This window comes from Streptomyces sp. NPDC101151, from assembly GCF_044768335.1.
Taxonomy (GTDB): domain Bacteria; phylum Actinomycetota; class Actinomycetes; order Streptomycetales; family Streptomycetaceae; genus Streptomyces.
Map to the genome: position 1 here is coordinate 1 of NZ_JBIWPP010000069.1, position 19,988 is coordinate 19,988.

A 19,988-nucleotide genomic window follows, 5' to 3' on the forward strand; every position below is an offset into this window, starting at 1 on the left:
GGCCTGGATCACCTGCTGACCCTCTCGACCGGCGAGAAGATCGCCAATCCTCGCCACGGGCGCAACGACCGTGCCCGTCTGGCGAAGGCTCAGCGCAACCTCGCGAAGAAGGCCAAGGGCAGCGCGAACCGGGCGAAGGCGCGGGCTCAGGTCGCCCGCGTCCACGCGAGGATTGCCGACCGGCGGCGCGATCTTCTCCATCAGCTCACCACTCGACTCGTGCGCGAAAACCAAACGCTCGTGATCGAGGACCTGACCGTGCGCATCATGGTCAAGAACCACTCCCTGGCCCGCGCCATCAGCGATGCTGCCTGGCACGAGTTCCGGAGCCTGCTGGAGTACAAGGCCGCCTGGTACGGACGAGACGTCGTGGTCGTCGACCGCTTCTTCCCTTCCTCCAAGCTGTGCTCCACCTGCGGCACTCTCACTGAGAAGATGCCGCTGCACGTCCGCACCTGGACATGCGACTGCGGCACGACCCACGACCGGGACGTGAACGCCGCGAAGAACTTGCTCGCCGTCGGGCTGACGGTCAGTGCCTGTGGAGCCGGTGTAAGACCCCAACGGAGTAATCCGGGCGGGCAGTCGGCGACGAAGCAGGAAGCCCCCCGGAGCGATCCGGGCCGCGCAAGCAGCGGACGACCGTAGGTCGTCCGGGAATCCCCCTGCTTCAACTGGGGGAGTAGTCAAGAGGGTGCTCCTTGTCGACAGGGGGCGGGTCTACCGGCTGTGGGCGGTGATGTCGCCATACGCGGTGGTGGCGTGGATGGCCAGGGCGGATGCGGCGTTGCCGGTGTTGGTGAGGGTGTTGTGGATGCGGCCGTAGCTGGTGCCGGCGTCGAGGGTGGCGGAGACTCCGGGGGCGGCGCCGACGCTGATGTCGCCGTGCTCGGTGCGCAGCGTGAGGGTGCCGCCCGTGGCTTCGGTGACGGTCAGGTCGCCCTTTTGGGTGCTGATCTCGCCGTTGGCGCCGAGGCGGCCTACGGTGATGTCGCCGGCCTGGAGGGTGAGGCGGGCGTGTTCTGTTTCGTCGAGCTTGACGGTGGCCTGTGCGCCGTCGAAGGTGACGTCGCCGAGCCGTCCCACGCCGCGCAGTTCGGCGGCGGCCGCCTTCGCCTCCACGTGGGAGCCGGCGGGCAGTTGCACGGTCACCTCCACGGATCCGGAGGCGCCCAGGACCCGGTTGCTGGCGGGTGCCGACTCGATCCGCAGCACGCCGTCGCCGTGGGCGACGGTGATCTGCTGCGCGGCCTTCACGTCACGGGCCGTGGAGGGGTCGGCGGGCAGGACCTCGACGGTGGTGTCGGCCCGGTCGGCGGCGATGAACCGGATGTGTCCGGCGGGGATGTCCAGGACGGCGGTGATCGGGGCGGGGGTGTCGAACTTCTGCATGGTGTTTCTCCTTGTTCTGCTGCGCGGGCCCCGTTCGGCCTGCGGTTTCTGACGACGTGAACGCTACGTTGCATTCATAGATCCGGCAACGCACTCGTTGCATGTGATCACCATCAGTGCAGGTGAAAGCAGCAATTTCATTGCAATGACCCTGAAGCTAATGCAACAAAGCCACTCTGATCGTTGCAATGAAATGGAGGTGAACGCTACGCTGGAGGCCTCACGGACCACGAAGGAGACCGGGATGCCGGGAGGCAGACTCACCCAGCAGGAGCGCCAGCAGATCGCGCTGGGACTGGCCGACGGCCTCGCCTACGCGGAGATCGCCAGACGCCTCGAGCGCCCCACCTCGACCATCACCCGCGAAGTGATGCGCAACGACGGCCCCACCGCCTACCGCGCCGACCTCGCTCACCGCGCCACCGAACGCCGCACCCACCGGCGCAGGCAGACCGCGCCCCGGGGATCGCAGGCGACCCCGCAGGGGTACGGACGCGACGCCGAGGCCGTGCGCGAGTACGAGGAACTGCTGACCACCGTCTTCACGCAATCGGGCATGCCCAGGATGATGTCCCGGGTCATGGCCTGCCTCACCACCACCGACGCGGGCAGCCTCACCGCGTCCGAACTCGTCCAGCGCCTCCAGGTCAGCCCGGCGTCCATCTCCAAAGCGATCGCGTTCCTCGACGGTCAGGGCCTCGTCCGCCGGGAACGCGACGAACGCCGCCGCGAGCGCTACGTCGTCGACGACGACGTCTGGTACGAATCGATGATGGCCAGCGCCCGCGCGATCGCCCAGGTCGTCGAGACCGCACGGCAGGGCGCCGGCGTCCTCGGCCCCGGCACCCCGGCCGCCACCCGCCTGGAGAACATCGCACGCTTCCTCGACTACGTCTCCGAGAGCACCGCCCGCGCCGCGGAACAGGCCCGCGACATCCTCCACCCGACATCGGAAACGACCCCGGACAGCACTGCCTGAGGCATCGTTTCCTTCGGTGCTGGTGGGTCGGCGCATGACGTATGGCGGACCTGGCTGAGGGGCTCGTACCGACGAGCTACGGATGCTGTTCCGGCGGGTGGCCCCGCCCAGAAAGGTCAAATGATCGAGCACACGGTGCCCGTCGGCCGCCGGGCCGACACCGAGGAACTTGCGGGTGCCGCCCTGCTGCCGGCCGGCCCCGCCGCCTCGTACATGACCGGGACAGTCCTGACCGGTTCTCTTGAGCGCAAGCCCCGTCCCTCAGGTTCGCGCTGACGGAGCTTGCCGGCAGCCGTGGTTCAGAGAAGTGACCGGCCCGGAAGAGATGGGGCCTGACCAGATGGTCCGGGGCCATGGCACAACCTCCGGGGCCCCGCGAGCAGCACCAGCGCAGGAGCCCTGCCGTAGCCCGGTACCCCGGCCCGGCTGCCGGGCCACGGCGAAGCGACGAACCGAGCTCCTGGCGTAGGCCCAGGTAACAGCCCAGGTGTACGCCGGGCTGGCCGGGCTCCCGCGTCGTACGGTCTGCCGTCGCGGTCGCCCACCGCGCCGCGAGTGCGCGCTCCATGGTCGGGGCCCTCGTGGTGTACCTGATGGCCACCGACGTGTTACCCACGGCGCAGAGATCGTGCGCCTCACACCCCGTACCTCCCGGCAGACGGGGTGATCTGTGCCGGGACGGCGCGAAGGTCGCGCCCCTGCCCGGACCCAACAGTCTGGCCGGATGGCGGGTCTTGTTGCCCGTGCCATCCGGCCAGATACCAGTCTCGCGCGACGTTCCGCGGTCAGGTGTCAGCTGTTGTCGTTCCCGTTCCCGCTGCCGTTGCCGCTGCCTTCGTTGCCGTTGCCGTTGTCGCTGCCGTTGCCGCTGCCCTTGTTCCCGTTCCCGTTGTCGCTGCCGTTGCCGTCGCCGGTGTTGTCGTTGCCGTTGCCGCTGCCGTTGTCGTCGCCGGTGTTGTCGTTCCCGTTCCCGCTGCCGTTGCCGCTGCCCTTGTTGCCGTTGCCGTTGTCGCTGCCGTTGCCGCTGCCCTTGTTCCCGTTGCCGTTGTCGCTGCCGTTGCCGCTGCCTTCGTTGTCGTTGCCGTTGTGGGAGCCGTTGTCGTTGCCCTCGTTGTCGTTGCCGTTGCGAGAGCCGTTGTCGTTGCCCTTGTTCTTGTTGCCGTTGTCGCTGCCGTTGCCGCTGCCCTTGTTCTTGTTGCCGTTGTGAGACCCGTTGTCGTTGCCCTTGTTCTTGTTGCCGTTGTGAGACCCGTTGTCGTTGCCCTCGTTCTCGTTGCCGTTGCGAGAGCCGTTGTCGTTGCCCTCGTTCTCGTTGCCGTTGTGGGAGCCGTTGTTGCTGCCCTTGTTCTTGTTGCCGTTGTGGGAGCCGTTGCCGCTGCCCTTGTTCTTGTTGCCGTTGTTACTGCCGTTACCGCTGCCCTTGTTGCCATTGCCGTTGTGGGAGCCGTTGTTGTTACCGGTATTGCCGTTGCCATTGCCGCTGCCATTGCCGTTACCGGCGACGACCATGTGCGGCGCCGCCTGCTCGGCGGCGAAGGCGGTGGTGGACAGCGAGGCGCCTCCCGCGGCCAGGACGGCGGAGACAGCGATCATCGCAAGGCGTCGGGTCTTGAGGGTGTGAGCCATGAGAATTCTCCTTGGTAAGAAATGGTGAACGATTGAGAAATGACCCCCGTGCGAGGGGAATTCCTGAGCCGGACGTACGTCCCGCAATCACACCGCCGGTTTCCTTTCCGGGCAGTGCCACCGGACTGCTATTCCTGCTGAACCGGTGCCTCAATTAACACCCGGACAGGGCAGCCGGGGCACGTCCCGGAATTCCGTGGCACGCAAAGTCGGGACTTGACACCCGCGACGACAGTCGTTCCATTCCGGCGCGCCGGGCCCGACCGCCGGCCGGCCGGCAGACACAGGGGCGCCCCGGGCCGGCGGCCGGACAGCCGACGCTGCCCGGGTCCCGGTCGTGCCGGGGGCCGCACCCGTTGTCCCTCGCGGGCGGTTCGGATGGGCAGCCACCCGCGCCCGGAACAGCAGCCGGCTGCCCCCGGAGGGAGATTCGGTGCTCTGCGGCAGCGGCCGGGGACCGTCCGCTCACGTGCGGCGGCGGTCCCACGACGCCGCAGGCCTCAGACCACAGCCGGCAGGGCGGCGCCTGGCGCCGGACGACGGAGCCGGACGACGGAGCCGGACGACGGAGCCGGGCAGCACGGAGCCCGGCCGCATGCAGCCGCCGCGCCGGCTGTAGCGACGGGGCCATCGTGTGCCTGGGAGCGACCACCGGCACCAACGCCGTCATCGGCGCCGGCACCGGCTGATGGTCACCAACGCCATGCCCGTCGGCGTCGTCGCCCTCGACGGCCCCACCCGCCCTGCCCGCAGCTTCCGGCCGCCCTCCGCCGCAGCCAGAAGGACATACCGCTCCGCAGCGGCGCGAAGGCCTCCTCGCGCCCCGCTCGGCCCGATCGCCGGCGCGGGCGCGGCCGACGCCTGTCACCGCGACGCGAGCCCGCCCGCAGAGCCCACCGAGGAGAGGCCAAGGCACACTGTGCCCCGGACGGCTCACTTCGCGACCCTTAACTGACCGGCGCGTCATCGTCCGCCCCACCGCCGCGTGGCCGCAGCCCTCCAGCAGCCACTGAGGAACGGACCTGACGGCGCACCCCACGGACCCTCACACGGCGAAGCGGCTCCGCCCTGAGCGAAGCCGCAAGGACGGCTACCTCTTCTCCGACGAGCCCGCCGACTGGATCGAATACGAGAAGAAGCAGTTCCGCCTGGTGCTGGGCCGCCGGACCCGGTTGATCACGGGGACGTTCGACCCGCACCTGGCCCGCTACCCGGACGACGAATGGGCCCAGCTGGCATCCGCCCAGCTCACCGGTGTCCGCGCGCCCCTGGCCCAGCTGACGAAATAGACCAGGCACGAACGAACCCGAGACCTTCCGATGCCTCTCACCTCCCGCCGGCGCCGCTCCCCCTCTGACACAGCAGTCGCGGAATGGGCGCTGCTCGAACCACTGTTTCCCGTCCCGGTCTGACCGGACCAGGACCGGCGGCCGCCCGGAGGAATGGCACCGCCGCGAGATCGTCGACGCGATCCGCTACCTGGTCGACAAAGGAGTGACGTGGCGGGCCCTGCCCGCCGACTACCCACCGGCTACCCGCCCTGGCAGACGGTCTACTACCACTTCGCCCGCCGGCACCAAACCGGTGTCGTCGCGTTCCTGCGCGACCAGCTCAGACGCCAGATCCGCACTGGCCAGAGGCGATGCCCCTGGCCAGTGACCCCCGGTGAGGCGGACTAATACCGCTGCGCGTACCAGGTCGGTGGCTCGCCGAACATTCTCTTGAAGTCGCGGATGAAGTGGCCCTGGTCGGCGTAGCCGAGGTCCGCCGCCAGCGCGGCCCAGTCGATCGCCCCGCCGGCGGCCATGCGTGCGGTCACCTCGTGCAGGCGGTAACGGCGGATCACCCACTTGGGCCCGATGCCGACGTACTCCGCGAACAGCCGTTGCAACCCCCGCATGCTCAGCCCCAGCTCGCCGGCGAGGCGTTCGGCCCTGGTCACGGCCTTGTCCTTGGCGATCAGCTCGACCGCGGCCACCGCCTGGCGCACGCGGGGGTCGTCGTCCGGCAAGTGGTTCAGCAGGAATGCATCCACGGTCGGCACGTCGAGCGTCGTGGGCAGGTCCGGGCCGAACACCTCGGTCGCCGGGACGACGCGGTCGGTGATCGTCGAGACGGAGGCACCGAGGAACGGGCGGAAGCAGCCCGGCCGGAACGCGACGCCGAAGACGTGGTCGCGGCCCTCGAGGACCTTGATCTGGTAGCCGCTGCACACGCCGTTGACGTCCGCGCGGCCGCCGCCGAACGACAGGTGCACGTTCGGGTACGGCACGATCTTCTGCCGGTAGGGCTCGGCGTAGTCCCAGCGAGCCTCCCAGTACCGCTCCACCCATGGCGCGAGCGCCGGCGACGGGACGTGGAACGTGTGGCGCTGATACCTGGTCCACGCACTCCGCAGCTCACGAACGTCCCGCCCCACACGGCAGAGTGTACGTCGCCTTTGTTCAATACTCCTCCGGCCCGGGCCGCCTAGCGTCGCTGCCATGTCACATCTGTCCAACGCTGCCGATGCCATGGCCGCAGCCGCCCGCACCATCACCGACGACCAGCTCGCCAACAAGACTCCGTGCACGGAATACGACGTGCGGGCACTGGTCAACCACCTCCTGTTCTGGGGCCCGTCGCTCGCCGGCGGCGGCCGCAAGGAGTCCGTTCCGCAGCTGGCGGCCGCCGAGTCCGATGTGGACCTGACGGCCGGCGACTGGCGCGGCCGCCTGCTCGCCCTGCTGGACGACATCACGTCGTCGTGGGCGCCGCCGAGCGCCTGGGAGGGGGAGACGAGCATGGGCACGCCGCACACGCTGCCCGCGCCCGTCATGGGCGACATGATCGTCGGCGAGCTGGCCGTGCACACCTGGGACCTGGCGGTCGCGACCGGGCAACGGCTGGAACTGCCCGCCGACCTGCTGGCGCATCTGCACGACACGGTGTTCGCCGGCGTGGAGCAGGGGCGGGAGATGGGCATGTACAGACCGGAGGTCGCGGTGCCGGCCGACGCACCCACCTTGGACCGCATCCTCGGCCTGACCGGCCGTGATCCCGCCTGGGCGTAGTTTCCGACAGGTGGCTCAACGAACGAGCCGCACCCGGAAACGGCGGCCCCCCCAAAAAAAACCTACCGGCGGGTTACTTGCCCCCCTGGTATCTGAGCTAGGACTCCGGGCCGCTAAAGGGGCGCGGAGAGGCTGCGTGGCTTCCCGGGCTGTGAGATCTACCTGATCAGCCAGAACACGGCCGACCCGGATATGGTCCACGTGACCGAGGTCTGGAGGGACGACGCCAGCGCACAGGCCGCCCTCGCCGCTCCGCCTCCCGCTGACGGCCCCGCCCCCGCCGACGTCCTCGCCCTGCTGTCGGCCTCGCCGCACCGCACGGACCTCACCGTCCTGGGAGGGGGTGGGCGTCCCGACCGATGGCCCACCCCCTGACGAACGAGCCACCGACCACAGGAAATGGGCCCCGTCGCAAGCCATTCCGAACGGCGTGCCGAAGACCTCCGTGAATAGACCTCCCGGTATGCCGAACATGACCAGATCATCAAACACGGCGTCAAAAATCAGTAGTACCAGGTGAAGGCCCACCCACCTTTCCGCCACCCAAAAGGGTAGACGTTCGCGAGGCTCTGGACGGGGGCTTGTGGAGTCGTCATAATCCATTTCACCTCAGTGATCCCGAGGTGGTTACCCATTCTGCGTGACACGGTTTCAGGTATCGGCACCACGGATAGCCGCAGCGGTAATGTCTGTCGGCGCAGGTAATGCAGGCCGAGCTTCCGGGCATTGCGGCACGACGTTTTCCGGAATTTCATACTTCCGGTCACTCATCCGTTACTGCTGCTGGGGCACGTCCCTGGTCACGGCCTCTTCCTGCAGGCCATGCGTGGACATTTGCAGAGCGTGACCGCAAGCCGCTTGTTCTCTCGCCGAGGGAGCAGACACCGGAAAACATCAACAGCCCGGGGCTTGCCCGGGCAGGACGGAAAGCCACTATGAGATACTTCAGAACAGCACCCTGGCTGCGAAGAATGCCGACAGTGCTTGCGGCGATCTGTGCCCCGGCCCTGATCCTCACCAACGGCACCTCCGCCCACGCGTCTTCCGTAGTAGATGGGTCCACAGTCCCTTACCCGTCCGGGGCGGCCTGCATCACCGGGGGTTGTTCTCTGCCTCCCTCCGTCTACCCCTATGCACCAAATGTCTTCGAAGACTGCAGAACCACGACCGGTCAGAGCGAGTGGACGGAAACGACCTACTACGGGGGCGTGCCTGCATACTCGAGGCGGCAGAACCCCTCCTGCAGCTTCAAACCAAAGACTAAGTCGATCATCTGGCTGAATCCGGTCAAGAAAAGCTCCATCATAAACCGCTGCCGCAGTACATCGCCTGCCAGCTTCACCTCGACGTATGTACAGTCTGTCAGCACCATGGTGCAGGACATGCACGGACTCCAGGTCACCTTCAAAGCGGAGGCAGAGCTCCCCAAAGGCATCAAGGCCGGCATCGACATCTCCTACCAGTATCAGCGCACGGTGGCCACGATCAGCGCCACCAGTACGATGGATGCCAAAAACCTGGGTGTTGACCCTGGGAAGGCAGGTTACCTCGTCTTCCAGCCCCTCGCCGTCCGGGCAACCGGTACCCTGTTCGCTCTTTACCCGAAATACACAAACGGATTGAACGGTTGGTTCAGCGGCACGGGTTCAGATGGGCCCAGTCGTAGCCAAATCACATCGACAAACCCCTTGCTTACCCCGGACGGCGAGGCCGACGGCCAGTGGTATATCCAAGATGTGCCCTGCTCGACGCTTCCTTAGCCCGCCCCGTGCCTTCCGAAGGGAAAGGGAGCCACCGTCCGGCCAGGGCCGTTGCAAAGCAATGCCGTGAAGTTTGCGTCCGGGAGTCTTTTCAGGTATGCCGAACATGACCAGATCATCAAACACGGCGTCAAAAATCAGTAGTACCAGGTGAAGGCCCACCCACCTTTCCGCCACCCAAATGGGCAGACGTTCGCGAGGCTCTGGACGGGGGCTTGTGGAGTCGTCATAATCCATTTCACCTCAGTGATCCCGAGGTGGTTACCCATTCTGCGTGACACGGTTTCAGGTATCGGCACCACGGATAGCCGCAGCGGTAATGTCTGTCGGCGCAGGTAATGCAGGCCGAGCTTCCGGGCATTGCGGCACGACGTTTTCCGGAATTTCATACTTCCGGTCACTCATCCGTTACTGCTGCTGGGGCACGTCCCTGGTCACGGCCTCTTCCTGCAGGCCATGCGTGGACATTTGCAGAGCGTGACCGCAAGCCGCTTGTTCTCTCGCCGAGGGAGCAGACACCGGAAAACATCAACAGCCCGGGGCTTGCCCGGGCAGGACGGAAAGCCACTATGAGATACTTCAGAACAGCACCCTGGCTGCGAAGAATGCCGACAGTGCTTGCGGCGATCTGTGCCCCGGCCCTGATCCTCACCAACGGCACCTCCGCCCACGCGTCTTCCGTAGTAGATGGGTCCACAGTCCCTTACCCGTCCGGGGCGGCCTGCATCACCGGGGGTTGTTCTCTGCCTCCCTCCGTCTACCCCTATGCACCAAATGTCTTCGAAGACTGCAGAACCACGACCGGTCAGAGCGAGTGGACGGAAACGACCTACTACGGGGGCGTGCCTGCATACTCGAGGCGGCAGAACCCCTCCTGCAGCTTCAAACCAAAGACTAAGTCGATCATCTGGCTGAATCCGGTCAAGAAAAGCTCCATCATAAACCGCTGCCGCAGTACATCGCCTGCCAGCTTCACCTCGACGTATGTACAGTCTGTCAGCACCATGGTGCAGGACATGCACGGACTCCAGGTCACCTTCAAAGCGGAGGCAGAGCTCCCCAAAGGCATCAAGGCCGGCATCGACATCTCCTACCAGTATCAGCGCACGGTGGCCACGATCAGCGCCACCAGTACGATGGATGCCAAAAACCTGGGTGTTGACCCTGGGAAGGCAGGTTACCTCGTCTTCCAGCCCCTCGCCGTCCGGGCAACCGGTACCCTGTTCGCTCTTTACCCGAAATACACAAACGGATTGAACGGTTGGTTCAGCGGCACGGGTTCAGATGGGCCCAGTCGTAGCCAAATCACATCGACAAACCCCTTGCTTACCCCGGACGGCGAGGCCGACGGCCAGTGGTATATCCAAGATGTGCCCTGCTCGACGCTTCCTTAGCCCGCCCCGTGCCTTCCGAAGGGAAAGAGAGCCACCGTCCGGCCAGGGCCGTTGCAAAGCAATGCCGTGAAGTTTGCGTCCGGGAGTCTTTTCAGGAGGTCTATTCACGGAGGTCTTCGGCACGCCGTTCTTGATCGTGAAGGCGGCCCTGCTCGGTAGCGTGACGTTTGCGATGACGTCAGTTCTCTACCGGGGCAGGGCCGTTGAGCTGGAACGTTACGACAGGGCTGGACGCCGATCAACTTGATGGGCTGGTCGCGCGGGTTCACCGAGAGCTCGTGGAGGATCTGGACTCGCCGGTGGTGCCAGGGCGGATGTGGGCGCTGGGCCTGTACAAGTCCGTCGTGCTCGTGCTGTTCCTGCTGCGGCAGAACCCGGTCCAGGAGGCGGCCGCCGAACTGTTCGGGATCTCCCAGTCCACCGTCTCCAGACGGTGGACGGCCCTGCTGCCGGTGGTGGAAAAGGTCCTGGCCAGGCAGATTCCCGATCCCGCCGAGGCGTCTGCCGGGCGGATCGTGCTGGTCGACGGGACCCTGGTCACCACGTGGGACTGGTCGAGCGAGGGCACCACGATGTTCTCCGGCAAGCACCGCGACACCGGCTTCAACCTGCAGATCGCCGCCACCCTGGCCGGGGACCTCCTCGCGGTCTCTGCGCCCGTACCGGGCAGCCGGCACGACATGCACGCCTGGCGCCAGTCCGGCTTCCCCGAGGCCTTCGCTGAACGCGAGGGCATGGGCGATCTGGGCTACGTCGGCTCCGGACTGCTCACACGGAGGCGCAAACCGCCCGGCCAGGAGCGGTCCACAGGAGACAAGGAGGCCAACCGCTCCGTCAACGCGCTCCGAGCAGCAGTCGAACGGGCCATCGCTCACCTGAAGGACTGGAAGATCTTCGCCACCCGCTACCGCGGCCCCCTCACCCACTTCGCCCTCATCGCCAAGACCGTTACCGCCCTCGCCTTCTACAAGAAAGGCTGGTGACCCCGTGAATAGACCTCCCCTGTGCTCGAACCCGCCTGAGGACAAACCTGAAAATGGCTGACGACTTGGAAATCATCCTGTTCGAATCTGCTGAGGCATTCGAGCGCTGGCTGGACGATCACCACTCCTCCTCGTCTGGAATCTGGCTAAAGCTCAGGAAGAAGGCTCCGGGTGTCGTGGCTCTGGACTACGCACAGGCCCTCGACGTTGCACTTTGTTACGGCTGGATCGACGGGCAGAAGGGCACGTTCGACGACTCCTACTGGCTGCAGCGGTTCACGCCGCGCAAACCGAAGAGCAAGTGGTCGAAGATTAACCGTGATATAGCCGACGCCCTACTCGAAAATGGACGTATGCGGCCGCCCGGTCTTGCCGAAGTTGAGCGTGCCAAGGCGGACGGTCGCTGGGACGCCGCGTATGACGGGTGGAAGAGCGCCTCAGTGCCGGACGATCTGACTGAGGCCCTCGCTGCGAACCCCGCCGCTGCGGAGTTCTTCGCGACACTGGACGGGCAGAACCGATACTCGATCCTCTACCGCATCCAGGACGCCAAGAAGCCCGAGACCCGGGTGCGGCGGATCGAGAAGTATGTAGCAATGCTGGCCGAGCAGAAGAAGCTCTACCCCTGAGGCCCGCCGACCTGAGTCTGCACACAGGGAGATCAACTCACCGCTCACTCGGACGTCCCACGGTCCGTGGACACGAGATCGCTGGGAAGCGAGAGAGACGGAGTACTGATTTCGCCCCGGCTCGGTCGCAACATGCGCGAGACCCTCAACCCCGTGCACGACCTCACCCAGCGCGGCATCCACCTGCGTACCCTCGGCGACAAACTCGCCGTCGACACCAGCGAGCCCGGCCCCGGCACGGAGATGGCCATCGCGCTGCTGGCGATGTTCGCGCAGATGGAACGGATCTACATGTTGGAGCGTGCGGCCGGCGCCCGCGCCGCCAAGCAGGCCCGCGGCCTGCCGACCGGCCGGCCCGCACAGGTCGCCGCCGAACTCGGGGTCAGCCGCTCCACGCTGTACCCAGAACTGCGCAAGCACCGCGAAGGCGCCGCTGTCGAACCCGTGGGACAGGAAGGCTGACCGCCGTCGGGCCGGTCCACATCACCGCAGGTCAGGGATATCCGTTGCTTTTTCGGCGATCACTACGGGGATCCCCTCAGGGGAGCCGGCCGGACGTCCCGGGACAGGGGTACCGGCTATGGGCCGGGGCGGTGTGGTGGCGCCTCAAGTGGGCTGGCGAGGCAGGACCGCGGCGGTGCCGGCGGGTCTTTGCACTGTCCCGGCTGCCGCCCGGCCACCCGCCTGACATCCCCCGCACATCCATGAGCGGCTTCCAGCGGGCTTGCTCGATGTGTTGGTTCCCGGCGCAGGGGTCGTCCCCAGGACCCGGAATTCTCCGGATACCGGCTTCCGTGTCTTTCAGCCGGGGCAAACCGTCCAGGAAAAGCGAAACACTTTCCTCCCCCCTCGTCGGATTTCCCCTTTTTCATTTCGGGGCATCCCGTGCCCGCGCGCCTCGTACCCCTGGCTCGGTGACGCCGCCAGCAGCCACCGCGCGGCGGCCGCGGGCGCGCTCATTCCCCGCCGGTGCGTTCGCTGCCGAGCAGCACGCTCCGGCGGCCTTGACGGTGACGTCCGGCAAGAGCGGCCTCGGTCGCAACGACCGAGGCCACGGTTGCTGAAGCTCACCGCGGCGGTGACGTCAACGACCACAACAGCGGCAACCGCAATCCGGGCGGCGCCCCTGGCAACCCGGCCCGACGCGCCGGACACGAACTGCCGGCGGCCATGCCCGTGTGCGCTGCGCGGACCCGAGGCCGCGCCGGGCGCACCGGCCGTCCTGGCCTGCCCGGTCCGCGTTTGCCCACTCGGCGCCCCGCCGGGCACCGAGTGGGACTCACCGGCCGTCCCTGCGCCGCCGGAAGGCAGAGTCCAAGCCGATCGCCTTCCGCCCCGAGGCCGCGCAGCCGTACGACGACCGGTCTCTGAGCCGGCAGTACGACGCGCAAGCCGTTGACCAGGAGACATACAGAAGTCCGGCGGGAGCGCTAACCCGTGGTGGTGCTGCCCGTGTGGTTGCCGTCATTGCTGCCGTTGTCGTTGCCGGTGTTGCCGTTCCCATTGCCGCTGCCGTTGCCGGTGTTGTTCCCGTTGGCGTTGTCGATCACGGTGACTGTGATGCCCTCGCCCTTTCCGCCACCGGGAGCTGTGGTAGCTGCCGGGCCCGACTGACTGCAGCTGATGTTCTGGATGCCGTTGAAGGTGTTGTCGTGACCCACCTGCCCTGAGGGAAAACAGAAGAGGACGATCGACGGGCTGCCGAGGAGCGAGAGCAGCCCTCCCTCACCTTGAGCCTGGGAGCTGCCGGCACTGCACAGGAACAATGCCGTCGCAGCGGTGCTGATCGTGGCAAGCCTCTTGGACAGCTTCATTCGGCCGAACCTTCCGTTGGTATCAGGGAACTTGAGCCTCGGGCGACAGGATGCCGAGACAGCTGCCCTCGGCAATCGTCCGGCGCGCTGGTGCCGTCGTGATTCGCTCGCTCGGCCCAGGACTCCGCGAAGATTTTCTGTTTGTCCCAGACCGCCGCCCGCACAGATCGCACCACCGCAGCCACCGCTTCCGCTTCCTGGCGTCCGGCTGCACAGCAGCTGCTCAGCGGTCGGTTCTTCGCCCCGTCGCTCTTGAGCGCAGACCCCCTGTGTCAGCTGGGGGTTGGCTCCTCCTTGCAGCTACTGACATCGGCCGGGGTCTGGATCTGTGTCGGGACCGGTGACGCGGTTCCCGCCGGGCTGGTACGCCGGAGGCATGCGGTATCCGGATGGGGACGGGCTGACCGCCGAGCGGCGCAAGCGCCGGGAAGAGGTACGGATGCGGGCCGTTGGCCTCTTCGAAGAGGGCGCGGAAGTCCCGTGCATCGCCCGCGAGTTACGGGTGAGCGAGAAATCGGTCTCAGCGAGCTGGATACCCTGCTCCGCAGGCGGCTCAAGACACTGCAGTACCGGCACCACATCCTCAGCGGATTCCTCGCCGGGACCGGCCTCACTCTCGACAGACCGCACAGACCCTGGAACGCCGAAGTCGGTAATCGGACCGTCGTGTGCCTGGTCCTGGACGGGGGCCATGTCTCGTCCAGAGGGCCTGAGGCTATCCGTCAAGTCCCGAGATTCCGTGACGTGACGGGACTCGACTGCCGACACCTAATTAAGGCGTGGATTGCAGGGTATGAATTCGGGGCGACGGGAACGGGTTCCGTCGCCGCGTGCGGGCCGGCGCTGGCGCATCAGCCGGCCGAAGATCCGCTCCACGGCCCAGCGCCGGAAGATCACCTCGAATCCTTTGACTCCCAGGCCGGTTTGCAGGACTCCGACGTCGATGCCGAGGGTGTCGACGCCGAGGTGAGGCCTGCGATTTTCCTGTCGGCGTCGACGCCGTGGCCGGTCCCGGGTGCGTGGGCGGAGGTCTTGAAGCTCTGGGTGCCCAGCACGCAGGCGCGGTTCGGTATCCCGGCCCTCGGCCTCGCGCACCAGCCGACGCAGCAGGCCGTCGAGGCGGCCGAGAATCCCTTCCTTCTGCCAGGCAGCGAAGTATCAGGGACAGAACGCTCTTTGAGGCCGTGTTCGAGACCTCGGGCGGTGAACCGGGCTCCCCCCCGGAGCGGAGCCGGGGCATCGGACTACGTACCCGGTGGGCCGCGTGCGGTCAAGTCCCGGAATGTCGGGACTGGGGCCAGGACGGGGGCGGGATGACGATCCAGGCATGTCGAAACACTCCCAAGGACCAAGCGTCCAGGAAATGGACGACCGCGAGATCGTGGCCGCCATCCGGGCCGCCGACCCCCAGGGACTGGCCGCTGCCTATGACACGTATGCCGGTCGCCTGTACGGCTATTGCCGGTCGGTGCTGCACAGCCCCGACGCTGCCGATGACGCGCTGCAGGACACATTCGTGCTGGCCAATGAGCGGATCGGTCAGCTGCGGGATCCAGGACGGCTTCGGCCTTGGCTGTATGCGATCGCCCGGCACGAGTGTCTGCACCAGCTGCGCGGCGAGCGTCGGACTACCGGGATCGAAGCGGCGGAAGAAGTGAGCGACGAGAGCGTCGATCTCGATGCGCGGCTGCGCACCCAGGAGCTGCGGTCACTGGTGCAGGACGCCTTCGCGGGGCTGAACACCCGGGACCGTGAAGTACTGGAGCTGGCGACGCGCCAGGGGCTGGAAGGCAGAGACCTGGCCGCGGTGCTGGGGCTGTCGCTCAACCACACCCATGCGCTGCTGTCCCGGGCCCGGGGCCAGCTGGAGAAATCGGTGGCCGCGCTGATCGTGGCCCGCAACGGGCGGCAGGACTGCGCCGAGCTGGCCGAGATGCTTGAGGGCTGGGACGGCACGATGACCGTCCTCCTGCGCAAGCGGATCAACCGGCACATCGACCAGTGCGAGGTTTGCGGCGAGCGCAAGAACCGGGACGTACGTGCCTCGGCGCTGCTGAGCATGATGCCTTTCCCGGTGCTGCCGTTGGCACTACGCAACCGGACGTTCCATACGGCGCTGGAGCCGACCGGGGCGGGACGCCGCATGGAGGTGGCTGAGCGGGCCACCCGGTTCGACCACAACGGTTTCCCGATGCCGTCAGGTGCGGGCGTGCGTTGGCTGACTCCCGTCCCCGCCAAGGTCGCGGTGGCCGGCCTGATGGGGGCTGCGGTGTTGATCGGTGGCCCGCTGCTGTGGGTGACCGAGGGAGCGGAGGCACCTGGACGCCCTGGCCCAGTGATCACGAGCATCCCGCCGGGAAACCCCATGCCGGCCCCACCCGGGCGGGGTGAGGGTCCCGGCTCGCCGGGTGGCCCCAGTTCGCCGGGTGCGGGGGATGGTTCGTTGCCGGGTGGTGGGCCGGGTTCGCCGGGGGTGAGTGAGGGTCCTGACTTGCCGGGGGCCGGGGATGTGCCGTCGCAGAAGGATGGTCCTGGCCCACCGGGGGAGGGCGACCGCGGGCCGACCCCGCCCGAGGGGGGTGATGGTCTGAGTTCGCCGGGTGCGGGGGATGGTTCGTTGCCGGGTGGTGGTCCCAGTTCGCCGGAGGTGAGTGAGGGTCCTGACTCGCCGGGGGTGGATGGTCCGTCGTCGGGTGGTGGGCCGGGTTCGCCGGGGGTGGATGGTCCGTCGTCGGGTGGTGGTCCGGGTTCGCCGGGGGTGGATGGTCCGTCGTCGGGTGGTGGTCCGGGTTCGCCGGGGGTGGATGGTCCGTCGTCGGGTGGTGGTCCGAGTTCGCCGGGGGTGGATGGTCCGTCGTCGGGTGGTGGTCCGAGTTCGCCGGGGGTGGAGGATCCGTCGCCGGGTGGTGGTCCCAGTTCGCCGGAGGTGGAGGATCCGCAGCCACCGGCCGGTGACCCCAACTCGCCACCGGCGGAAAGTCCGCCATCCGACCAGGACGAGACCCCGGGATCACCACCTGAGGGCGACTCGTCGGACCCGATCGTCAAGTGAGTGGCGAGTGCGGTGGCATGCACCCGGGTGAAAGCGGGGTTGGTCGGTGCAACGTCGATCGGGAGCGCTGCGGGCTGACGTTGGGTCTACAGGTCGAGGGCCAGGGCAAGGCGTACGAGTTCGGCCTGGCTGCTGAGGCCGCATTTGGCTCGGATGCGGCGGAGGTAGACGTCGACGGTGTGGACGGAGATGCCGATGCGCCGGGCTGTCCCGGCGTAGGTGTGGCCCTGGGCGATGTGCTGCAGGACCTGTTGTTCCCGGGGGGACAGGGCCGGGTGCGGCGACTGCGCCGCGGCCGTCGAAGAAGGCCGTCCCGGAACGGTGGGCTGAGTGGAGTGCAGCATGGTGTTCCTCGCGGATCTTGGATCGTCGCCGGGGTCAGAGGCGGGAGCCGGTGGCGGTGACGCGGAGGCCGACGCGGACCTGGCGGCCCCGGGAGCAGTGATGAGTCTTGGTCCACAGGGCGAGGAATTCGATGATTCCGGTGCCTCGGCCGTGCTCGTCGGATGCGAGTCCGGCATGCGGATGGGGATGGTCGACGGTGGTTCCCCAGTCGGTGAGGGAGATGACCAGCACGTTGTGGTCGAGCGCCAGGGTCAGGGTCATGTCGGCGTGGCCGTGCTGGACGGCGTTGGCGGCCAGTTCGTCGACGATGAGGACGGCGGAGTCCCGATCATCCTGGTGGATGCCCCAGTGGCCGAGCAGGTCGTCGGTGAAGTGGCGGACGGTGGCGACGTGGACCTCCTGGGACGGGAGGGTGAGGATGCCCGTCTGGTCGGTGGTGGCAGGCGCCGAGGGGAGGCAGAGGGCTTCGGTGTCCAGCCGGTCGGTGAGCAGCATGGCGGCCGCCTTTCGGAAGAACTCGGACCGGGCGGGCTTTGGAAGAGGCCCGCGCCGATTTCCGACACCTGCATGAGGTGCGGGCCGCGCCGGGACCAACACTTTTCGGAAAGAAACGTCGAAGATTTTTTCCCGCGGTGTGCCGCTGTCGCCGCCGACACCGTCAGCGCACTGAGATATCGCTGGTCAGTGGCGTGAAGGAGCCGGTCGTCGAGGGAGACCACACCCGACGGGAGACGGGTTGAGGCGGGGCGCGGGACGCAGACATCCCTTTCGTTGCCACCTGCGCCTCTGCCCCGCCCGCCCGCCCGCCCGCCCGCCCGGCCGGCCGGCCGGCCGTCCGCCCGTCCGGCCGTCCGCCCGTCCGGCCGTCCGCCGGCTGGGCGCCGGCCCGGACGGACCGGCGCCTTGGTTCTCAGAAGCCACTCTGATCAGCTGTGATTGCCCTGTGTGGTGACTTCATCGCTACGTTCTGTCACAGGGGTGCGGCCGGCATCCGAGCCGGTCCAGGAACCGGCCGGCTCCGTCGCGGAATGCCGCCTGCGCCTGTGCCTGTGCGATCGGGTCGGGCTGGGAGGCGCCCTCATCGAGGATGACGACTCGAGCAGGAGAGAGGCGGACCCGGGCCAGGGTGACGAGCCGCCGCTCACCGCCGGACGGCAGCGCGCCGCCGGCACCGGTCCTCGCCGCGTACCCGCTCGGCGGCTCGACCGGGGAACGCAGCCCGACCGCCTTGGCGGCCTGGTCCAGGTCCACCCCCGGTGCCGCCAGGTTCCAGGTAGCGCACGCAGGTGGTCGCCGAGGGGCCGGTGAAGACGTACGCGGTGAAGACGTACGCCTCCTGGGGGATGAGGGCGACGAGGCGGCGCAGGTGCTGCTCGTCGACCTCGCCGGGCGGCACGCCCTTGCGTCCGGCCTCGCCGTGCTGGGGGCGAGAGGCCGGTGAGCAGTTGGGACGAGGGCCGACTTGCCGATCCCGCCTCGGGCCCACGGTCGCCGGCTGCTCCCCCCTCATCGGTGGTGATGGCCAGGTCGCGGGACCACGGGCTCGGCGTGGGGACCGTACGCGAAGGCCGGCTGCCGCGTGTGGAGGGCGAGGACAGCGGGCCGGCCGAGGGCTGTGGGCACGGGACGGCTGCCTCACGGGCGAACCGGTCGAGGATCACCCAGTTGCAGCCCGAGCCCGGCGACCGTGCCGGGCAACGCGCTCAGCGCCGGCCAGAGACTCGGGACCAAGTACGTGACGGCTCCACGGAGCAGACCCGTCGTCACCTGCATCGTCACCTGCTCGGCCTGCAGGAGCCACGGGCCGCCACGCGCACGGTGAGTATCGGGGTCCCCTCACCGGCCGCCGGCCGGCGGCGGCCCGGTCGACGGCGAGGTACACGCCGCCCTTGTTGCCGTGCCGGATCGCCTGCTCCACCGCGCACGCGCTCTTCCAAGCCGGTGGCACAGCGCCCTGCCGGGGCAGGGCAAGGCGCGGTGAGAGCCCGAGGCGGATCCGTTCAGGTGACCGCCGGTGTGTTCTCGCGTACCTCGATCCCGGTGGCACTGATACTACGAAATGATCAACGTGGGCGATGTGGGACGCCCTCGCCCAGGCTGCTCAACTCCACTGCCAGGAAAGGGAGCTCGGCCAGTGTGTCTTTGACCTCCGGGTAGATCGAGTTCAGTGCCTAGGAGAAGCCGTAGTGCACCTGGCCGGTGCCTCCTGGGCCCGGGACCCGGCGGTGTGATTGCGGGACGTACGTCCGGCTCGGAAATTCCCCCGGTGCGGGGTCATTTCTCAATCGTTCACCATTTCTCACCAAGGAGAATTCTCATGGCTCACACCCTCAAGACCCGGCGCCTTGCGATGATCGCTGTCTCCGCCGTCCTGGCCGCGGGAAGCGCCTCGCTGTCCACCACCGCCTTCGCCGCCGAGCAGGCGGTGCCGCACATGGCCGTCGCCGGCGACGGCAGCAATAACACCAGCAGCAACAACAACGGCAACGGCAGTGGCAACGGCAACGGGAACAAGGGCAACGACAACGGCTCCCGCGACGGCAACGACAACGAGGGCGACGACAACGGCTCCCGCAACGGCAACGACAACGAGGGCGACGGCAACGGCAGCGACGACGGCAACAAGAACAAGGGCGACGGCAACGGCAGCGACGACGGCAACAAGAACAAGGGCGACGGCAACGGCTCTCGCAACGGCAACGAGAACGAGGGCGACGACAACGGCTCTCGCAACGGCAACGAGAACGAGGGCGACGGCAACGGCAGCGACAACGGCAACAAGAACAAGGGCAAGGGCAACGGCAGCGACAACGGCAACCGCAACACCGGCAGCGGGAACGGGAGCGGCAACGGCGGCCACTAGCCTCAATACCAGTGACTTAAGGGTCGCGGCTGATAGCGTGGCGTCCAGGAGGTGCCTGGATGCCGCGCCCTGGACAGGTCAAGCCGGAGACGGATGAG

Annotated in this window: 22 protein-coding genes and 3 pseudogenes; 17 read left to right on the plus strand and 8 right to left on the minus strand. The window is 67.5% G+C overall.

Translation table 11 applies throughout. The features are described from left to right. The coding region (locus ACIRU3_RS45705) for an RNA-guided endonuclease InsQ/TnpB family protein (RefSeq protein ID WP_404070093.1) at positions 1-648 on the plus strand (648 nt) is incomplete at its 5' end. 72 nt (positions 649-720) lie between these two features. On the opposite strand, the gene ACIRU3_RS45710 is transcribed toward ACIRU3_RS45705, so the two are convergent. Next, positions 721-1,392: a DUF4097 family beta strand repeat-containing protein gene (locus ACIRU3_RS45710; protein ID WP_404070095.1), complete on the minus strand. Its 672-nt coding sequence runs from the start codon at positions 1,390-1,392 to the stop codon at positions 721-723. A gap of 244 nt (positions 1,393-1,636) precedes the next feature. On the opposite strand from ACIRU3_RS45710, the gene ACIRU3_RS45715 reads away from it, so the two are divergent. After that, positions 1,637-2,371, plus strand: coding sequence for a helix-turn-helix domain-containing protein (locus ACIRU3_RS45715; protein WP_404070097.1), 735 nt, complete (start codon positions 1,637-1,639; stop codon positions 2,369-2,371). 120 nt (positions 2,372-2,491) lie between these two features. Continuing rightward, complete coding sequence (locus ACIRU3_RS45720) at positions 2,492-2,647, plus strand: hypothetical protein (protein ID WP_404070129.1); 156 nt, start codon at positions 2,492-2,494, stop codon at positions 2,645-2,647. 190 nt (positions 2,648-2,837) lie between these two features. Here the strand turns inward: ACIRU3_RS45720 and ACIRU3_RS45725 are convergent. Further along, positions 2,838-2,939, minus strand: a pseudogene (locus ACIRU3_RS45725) (DUF6207 family protein); the annotation flags it as partial. A gap of 224 nt (positions 2,940-3,163) precedes the next feature. Beyond that, positions 3,164-3,997 (minus strand): hypothetical protein, encoded by an 834-nt coding sequence (locus ACIRU3_RS45730; protein WP_404070099.1) that lies wholly within the window; start codon positions 3,995-3,997, stop codon positions 3,164-3,166. A 1,151-nt stretch (positions 3,998-5,148) separates the two neighbouring features. Here ACIRU3_RS45730 and ACIRU3_RS45735 point away from each other — a divergent pair. The 3 genes and pseudogenes from ACIRU3_RS45735 (at position 5,149) to ACIRU3_RS45745 (ending at position 5,676) form a co-directional block, all read left to right on the plus strand. Next, positions 5,149-5,286: a hypothetical protein gene (locus tag ACIRU3_RS45735; protein WP_404070101.1), complete on the plus strand. Its 138-nt coding sequence runs from the start codon at positions 5,149-5,151 to the stop codon at positions 5,284-5,286. Positions 5,287-5,350: 64 nt separating this feature from the next. Continuing rightward, positions 5,351-5,488 (plus strand): annotated as a pseudogene (locus ACIRU3_RS45740) (hypothetical protein); the annotation flags it as partial. 8 nt (positions 5,489-5,496) lie between these two features. Further along, positions 5,497-5,676: a hypothetical protein gene (locus tag ACIRU3_RS45745; RefSeq protein WP_404070103.1), complete on the plus strand. Its 180-nt coding sequence runs from the start codon at positions 5,497-5,499 to the stop codon at positions 5,674-5,676. Here the strand turns inward: ACIRU3_RS45745 and ACIRU3_RS45750 are convergent. Next, the gene (locus ACIRU3_RS45750) at positions 5,673-6,416 is read right to left on the minus strand and encodes a DUF6597 domain-containing transcriptional factor (RefSeq protein WP_404070105.1); all 744 of its coding nucleotides are present in this window, start codon (positions 6,414-6,416) and stop codon (positions 5,673-5,675) included. The genes ACIRU3_RS45745 and ACIRU3_RS45750 overlap by 4 nt on opposite strands. Positions 6,417-6,480: 64 nt before the next feature. Between ACIRU3_RS45750 and ACIRU3_RS45755 the strand changes: the two genes are divergently transcribed. From ACIRU3_RS45755 to ACIRU3_RS45790, 8 genes and pseudogenes are all read left to right on the plus strand, one after another. Then, complete coding sequence (locus ACIRU3_RS45755) at positions 6,481-7,050, plus strand: TIGR03086 family metal-binding protein (RefSeq protein ID WP_404070107.1); 570 nt, start codon at positions 6,481-6,483, stop codon at positions 7,048-7,050. A 132-nt stretch (positions 7,051-7,182) separates the two neighbouring features. Next, entirely contained in the window at positions 7,183-7,425 is a 243-nt protein-coding gene (locus ACIRU3_RS45760) for an antibiotic biosynthesis monooxygenase (RefSeq protein WP_404070125.1), read from the plus strand. Between the two features lie 995 nt (positions 7,426-8,420). After that, positions 8,421-8,810: a hypothetical protein gene (locus ACIRU3_RS45765; protein ID WP_404070109.1), complete on the plus strand. Its 390-nt coding sequence runs from the start codon at positions 8,421-8,423 to the stop codon at positions 8,808-8,810. A 1,004-nt stretch (positions 8,811-9,814) separates the two neighbouring features. After that, positions 9,815-10,204, plus strand: a complete 390-nt coding sequence (locus tag ACIRU3_RS45770; protein ID WP_404070109.1) for a hypothetical protein — start codon at positions 9,815-9,817, stop codon at positions 10,202-10,204. A 278-nt stretch (positions 10,205-10,482) separates the two neighbouring features. After that, complete coding sequence (locus ACIRU3_RS45775; protein ID WP_404070111.1) at positions 10,483-11,187, plus strand: transposase family protein; 705 nt, start codon at positions 10,483-10,485, stop codon at positions 11,185-11,187. 53 nt (positions 11,188-11,240) lie between these two features. Then, on the plus strand, positions 11,241-11,816 hold the full coding sequence (locus ACIRU3_RS45780; RefSeq protein WP_404070113.1) for a YdeI family protein: 576 nt from the start codon (positions 11,241-11,243) through the stop codon (positions 11,814-11,816). A 66-nt stretch (positions 11,817-11,882) separates the two neighbouring features. After that, a complete protein-coding gene (locus ACIRU3_RS45785) occupies positions 11,883-12,278 on the plus strand; it encodes a recombinase family protein (protein ID WP_404070115.1) in 396 nt (131 codons plus the stop codon). An 827-nt stretch (positions 12,279-13,105) separates the two neighbouring features. Beyond that, positions 13,106-13,213 (plus strand): annotated as a pseudogene (locus ACIRU3_RS45790) (RNA-guided endonuclease TnpB family protein); the annotation flags it as partial. Positions 13,214-13,246: 33 nt separating this feature from the next. Here the strand turns inward: ACIRU3_RS45790 and ACIRU3_RS45795 are convergent. Next, on the minus strand, positions 13,247-13,630 hold the full coding sequence (locus ACIRU3_RS45795) for a hypothetical protein (RefSeq protein WP_404070131.1): 384 nt from the start codon (positions 13,628-13,630) through the stop codon (positions 13,247-13,249). Positions 13,631-14,069: 439 nt separating this feature from the next. On the opposite strand from ACIRU3_RS45795, the gene ACIRU3_RS45800 reads away from it, so the two are divergent. Together ACIRU3_RS45800 and ACIRU3_RS45805 are read left to right on the plus strand one after the other, a co-directional pair. Further along, a complete protein-coding gene (locus ACIRU3_RS45800) occupies positions 14,070-14,378 on the plus strand; it encodes a hypothetical protein (protein WP_404070127.1) in 309 nt (102 codons plus the stop codon). Positions 14,379-14,993: 615 nt separating this feature from the next. Further along, positions 14,994-16,682 carry a sigma-70 family RNA polymerase sigma factor gene (locus ACIRU3_RS45805; RefSeq protein WP_404070117.1) on the plus strand — a complete coding sequence of 563 codons (1,689 nt, stop codon included), beginning with the start codon at positions 14,994-14,996 and terminating at the stop codon, positions 16,680-16,682. 86 nt (positions 16,683-16,768) lie between these two features. Here ACIRU3_RS45805 and ACIRU3_RS45810 read toward each other — a convergent pair whose 3' ends face one another. From ACIRU3_RS45810 to ACIRU3_RS45820, 3 genes are all read right to left on the minus strand, one after another. Continuing rightward, complete coding sequence (locus tag ACIRU3_RS45810) at positions 16,769-17,026, minus strand: response regulator transcription factor (protein WP_404070118.1); 258 nt, start codon at positions 17,024-17,026, stop codon at positions 16,769-16,771. 34 nt (positions 17,027-17,060) lie between these two features. Further along, complete coding sequence (locus tag ACIRU3_RS45815; protein WP_404070119.1) at positions 17,061-17,522, minus strand: ATP-binding protein; 462 nt, start codon at positions 17,520-17,522, stop codon at positions 17,061-17,063. A 465-nt stretch (positions 17,523-17,987) separates the two neighbouring features. Continuing rightward, positions 17,988-18,278 (minus strand): hypothetical protein, encoded by a 291-nt coding sequence (locus tag ACIRU3_RS45820; protein ID WP_404070121.1) that lies wholly within the window; start codon positions 18,276-18,278, stop codon positions 17,988-17,990. 1,066 nt (positions 18,279-19,344) lie between these two features. Between ACIRU3_RS45820 and ACIRU3_RS45825 the strand changes: the two genes are divergently transcribed. After that, the gene (locus tag ACIRU3_RS45825; protein WP_404070123.1) at positions 19,345-19,890 is read left to right on the plus strand and encodes a hypothetical protein; all 546 of its coding nucleotides are present in this window, start codon (positions 19,345-19,347) and stop codon (positions 19,888-19,890) included. Positions 19,891-19,988: the final 98 nt, after the last annotated feature.

Excerpts from the sequence above, each read along its gene's own strand:
- ACIRU3_RS45710 (WP_404070095.1), bottom strand. The coding sequence starts at position 1,392 with ATGCAGAAGTTCGACACCCCCGCCCCGATCACCGCCGTCCTGGACATC.
- ACIRU3_RS45715 (WP_404070097.1), top strand. The coding sequence starts at position 1,637 with ATGCCGGGAGGCAGACTCACCCAGCAGGAGCGCCAGCAGATCGCGCTG.
- ACIRU3_RS45720 (WP_404070129.1), top strand. The coding sequence starts at position 2,492 with ATGATCGAGCACACGGTGCCCGTCGGCCGCCGGGCCGACACCGAGGAA.
- ACIRU3_RS45730 (WP_404070099.1), bottom strand. The coding sequence starts at position 3,997 with ATGGCTCACACCCTCAAGACCCGACGCCTTGCGATGATCGCTGTCTCC.
- ACIRU3_RS45755 (WP_404070107.1), top strand. The coding sequence starts at position 6,481 with ATGTCACATCTGTCCAACGCTGCCGATGCCATGGCCGCAGCCGCCCGC.
- ACIRU3_RS45765 (WP_404070109.1), top strand. The coding sequence starts at position 8,421 with ATGGTGCAGGACATGCACGGACTCCAGGTCACCTTCAAAGCGGAGGCA.
- ACIRU3_RS45770 (WP_404070109.1), top strand. The coding sequence starts at position 9,815 with ATGGTGCAGGACATGCACGGACTCCAGGTCACCTTCAAAGCGGAGGCA.
- ACIRU3_RS45780 (WP_404070113.1), top strand. The coding sequence starts at position 11,241 with ATGGCTGACGACTTGGAAATCATCCTGTTCGAATCTGCTGAGGCATTC.
- ACIRU3_RS45795 (WP_404070131.1), bottom strand. The coding sequence starts at position 13,630 with ATGAAGCTGTCCAAGAGGCTTGCCACGATCAGCACCGCTGCGACGGCA.
- ACIRU3_RS45800 (WP_404070127.1), top strand. The coding sequence starts at position 14,070 with ATGCGGGCCGTTGGCCTCTTCGAAGAGGGCGCGGAAGTCCCGTGCATC.
- ACIRU3_RS45805 (WP_404070117.1), top strand. The coding sequence starts at position 14,994 with ATGGACGACCGCGAGATCGTGGCCGCCATCCGGGCCGCCGACCCCCAG.
- ACIRU3_RS45810 (WP_404070118.1), bottom strand. The coding sequence starts at position 17,026 with ATGCTGCACTCCACTCAGCCCACCGTTCCGGGACGGCCTTCTTCGACG.
- ACIRU3_RS45815 (WP_404070119.1), bottom strand. The coding sequence starts at position 17,522 with ATGCTGCTCACCGACCGGCTGGACACCGAAGCCCTCTGCCTCCCCTCG.
- ACIRU3_RS45825 (WP_404070123.1), top strand. The coding sequence starts at position 19,345 with ATGGCTCACACCCTCAAGACCCGGCGCCTTGCGATGATCGCTGTCTCC.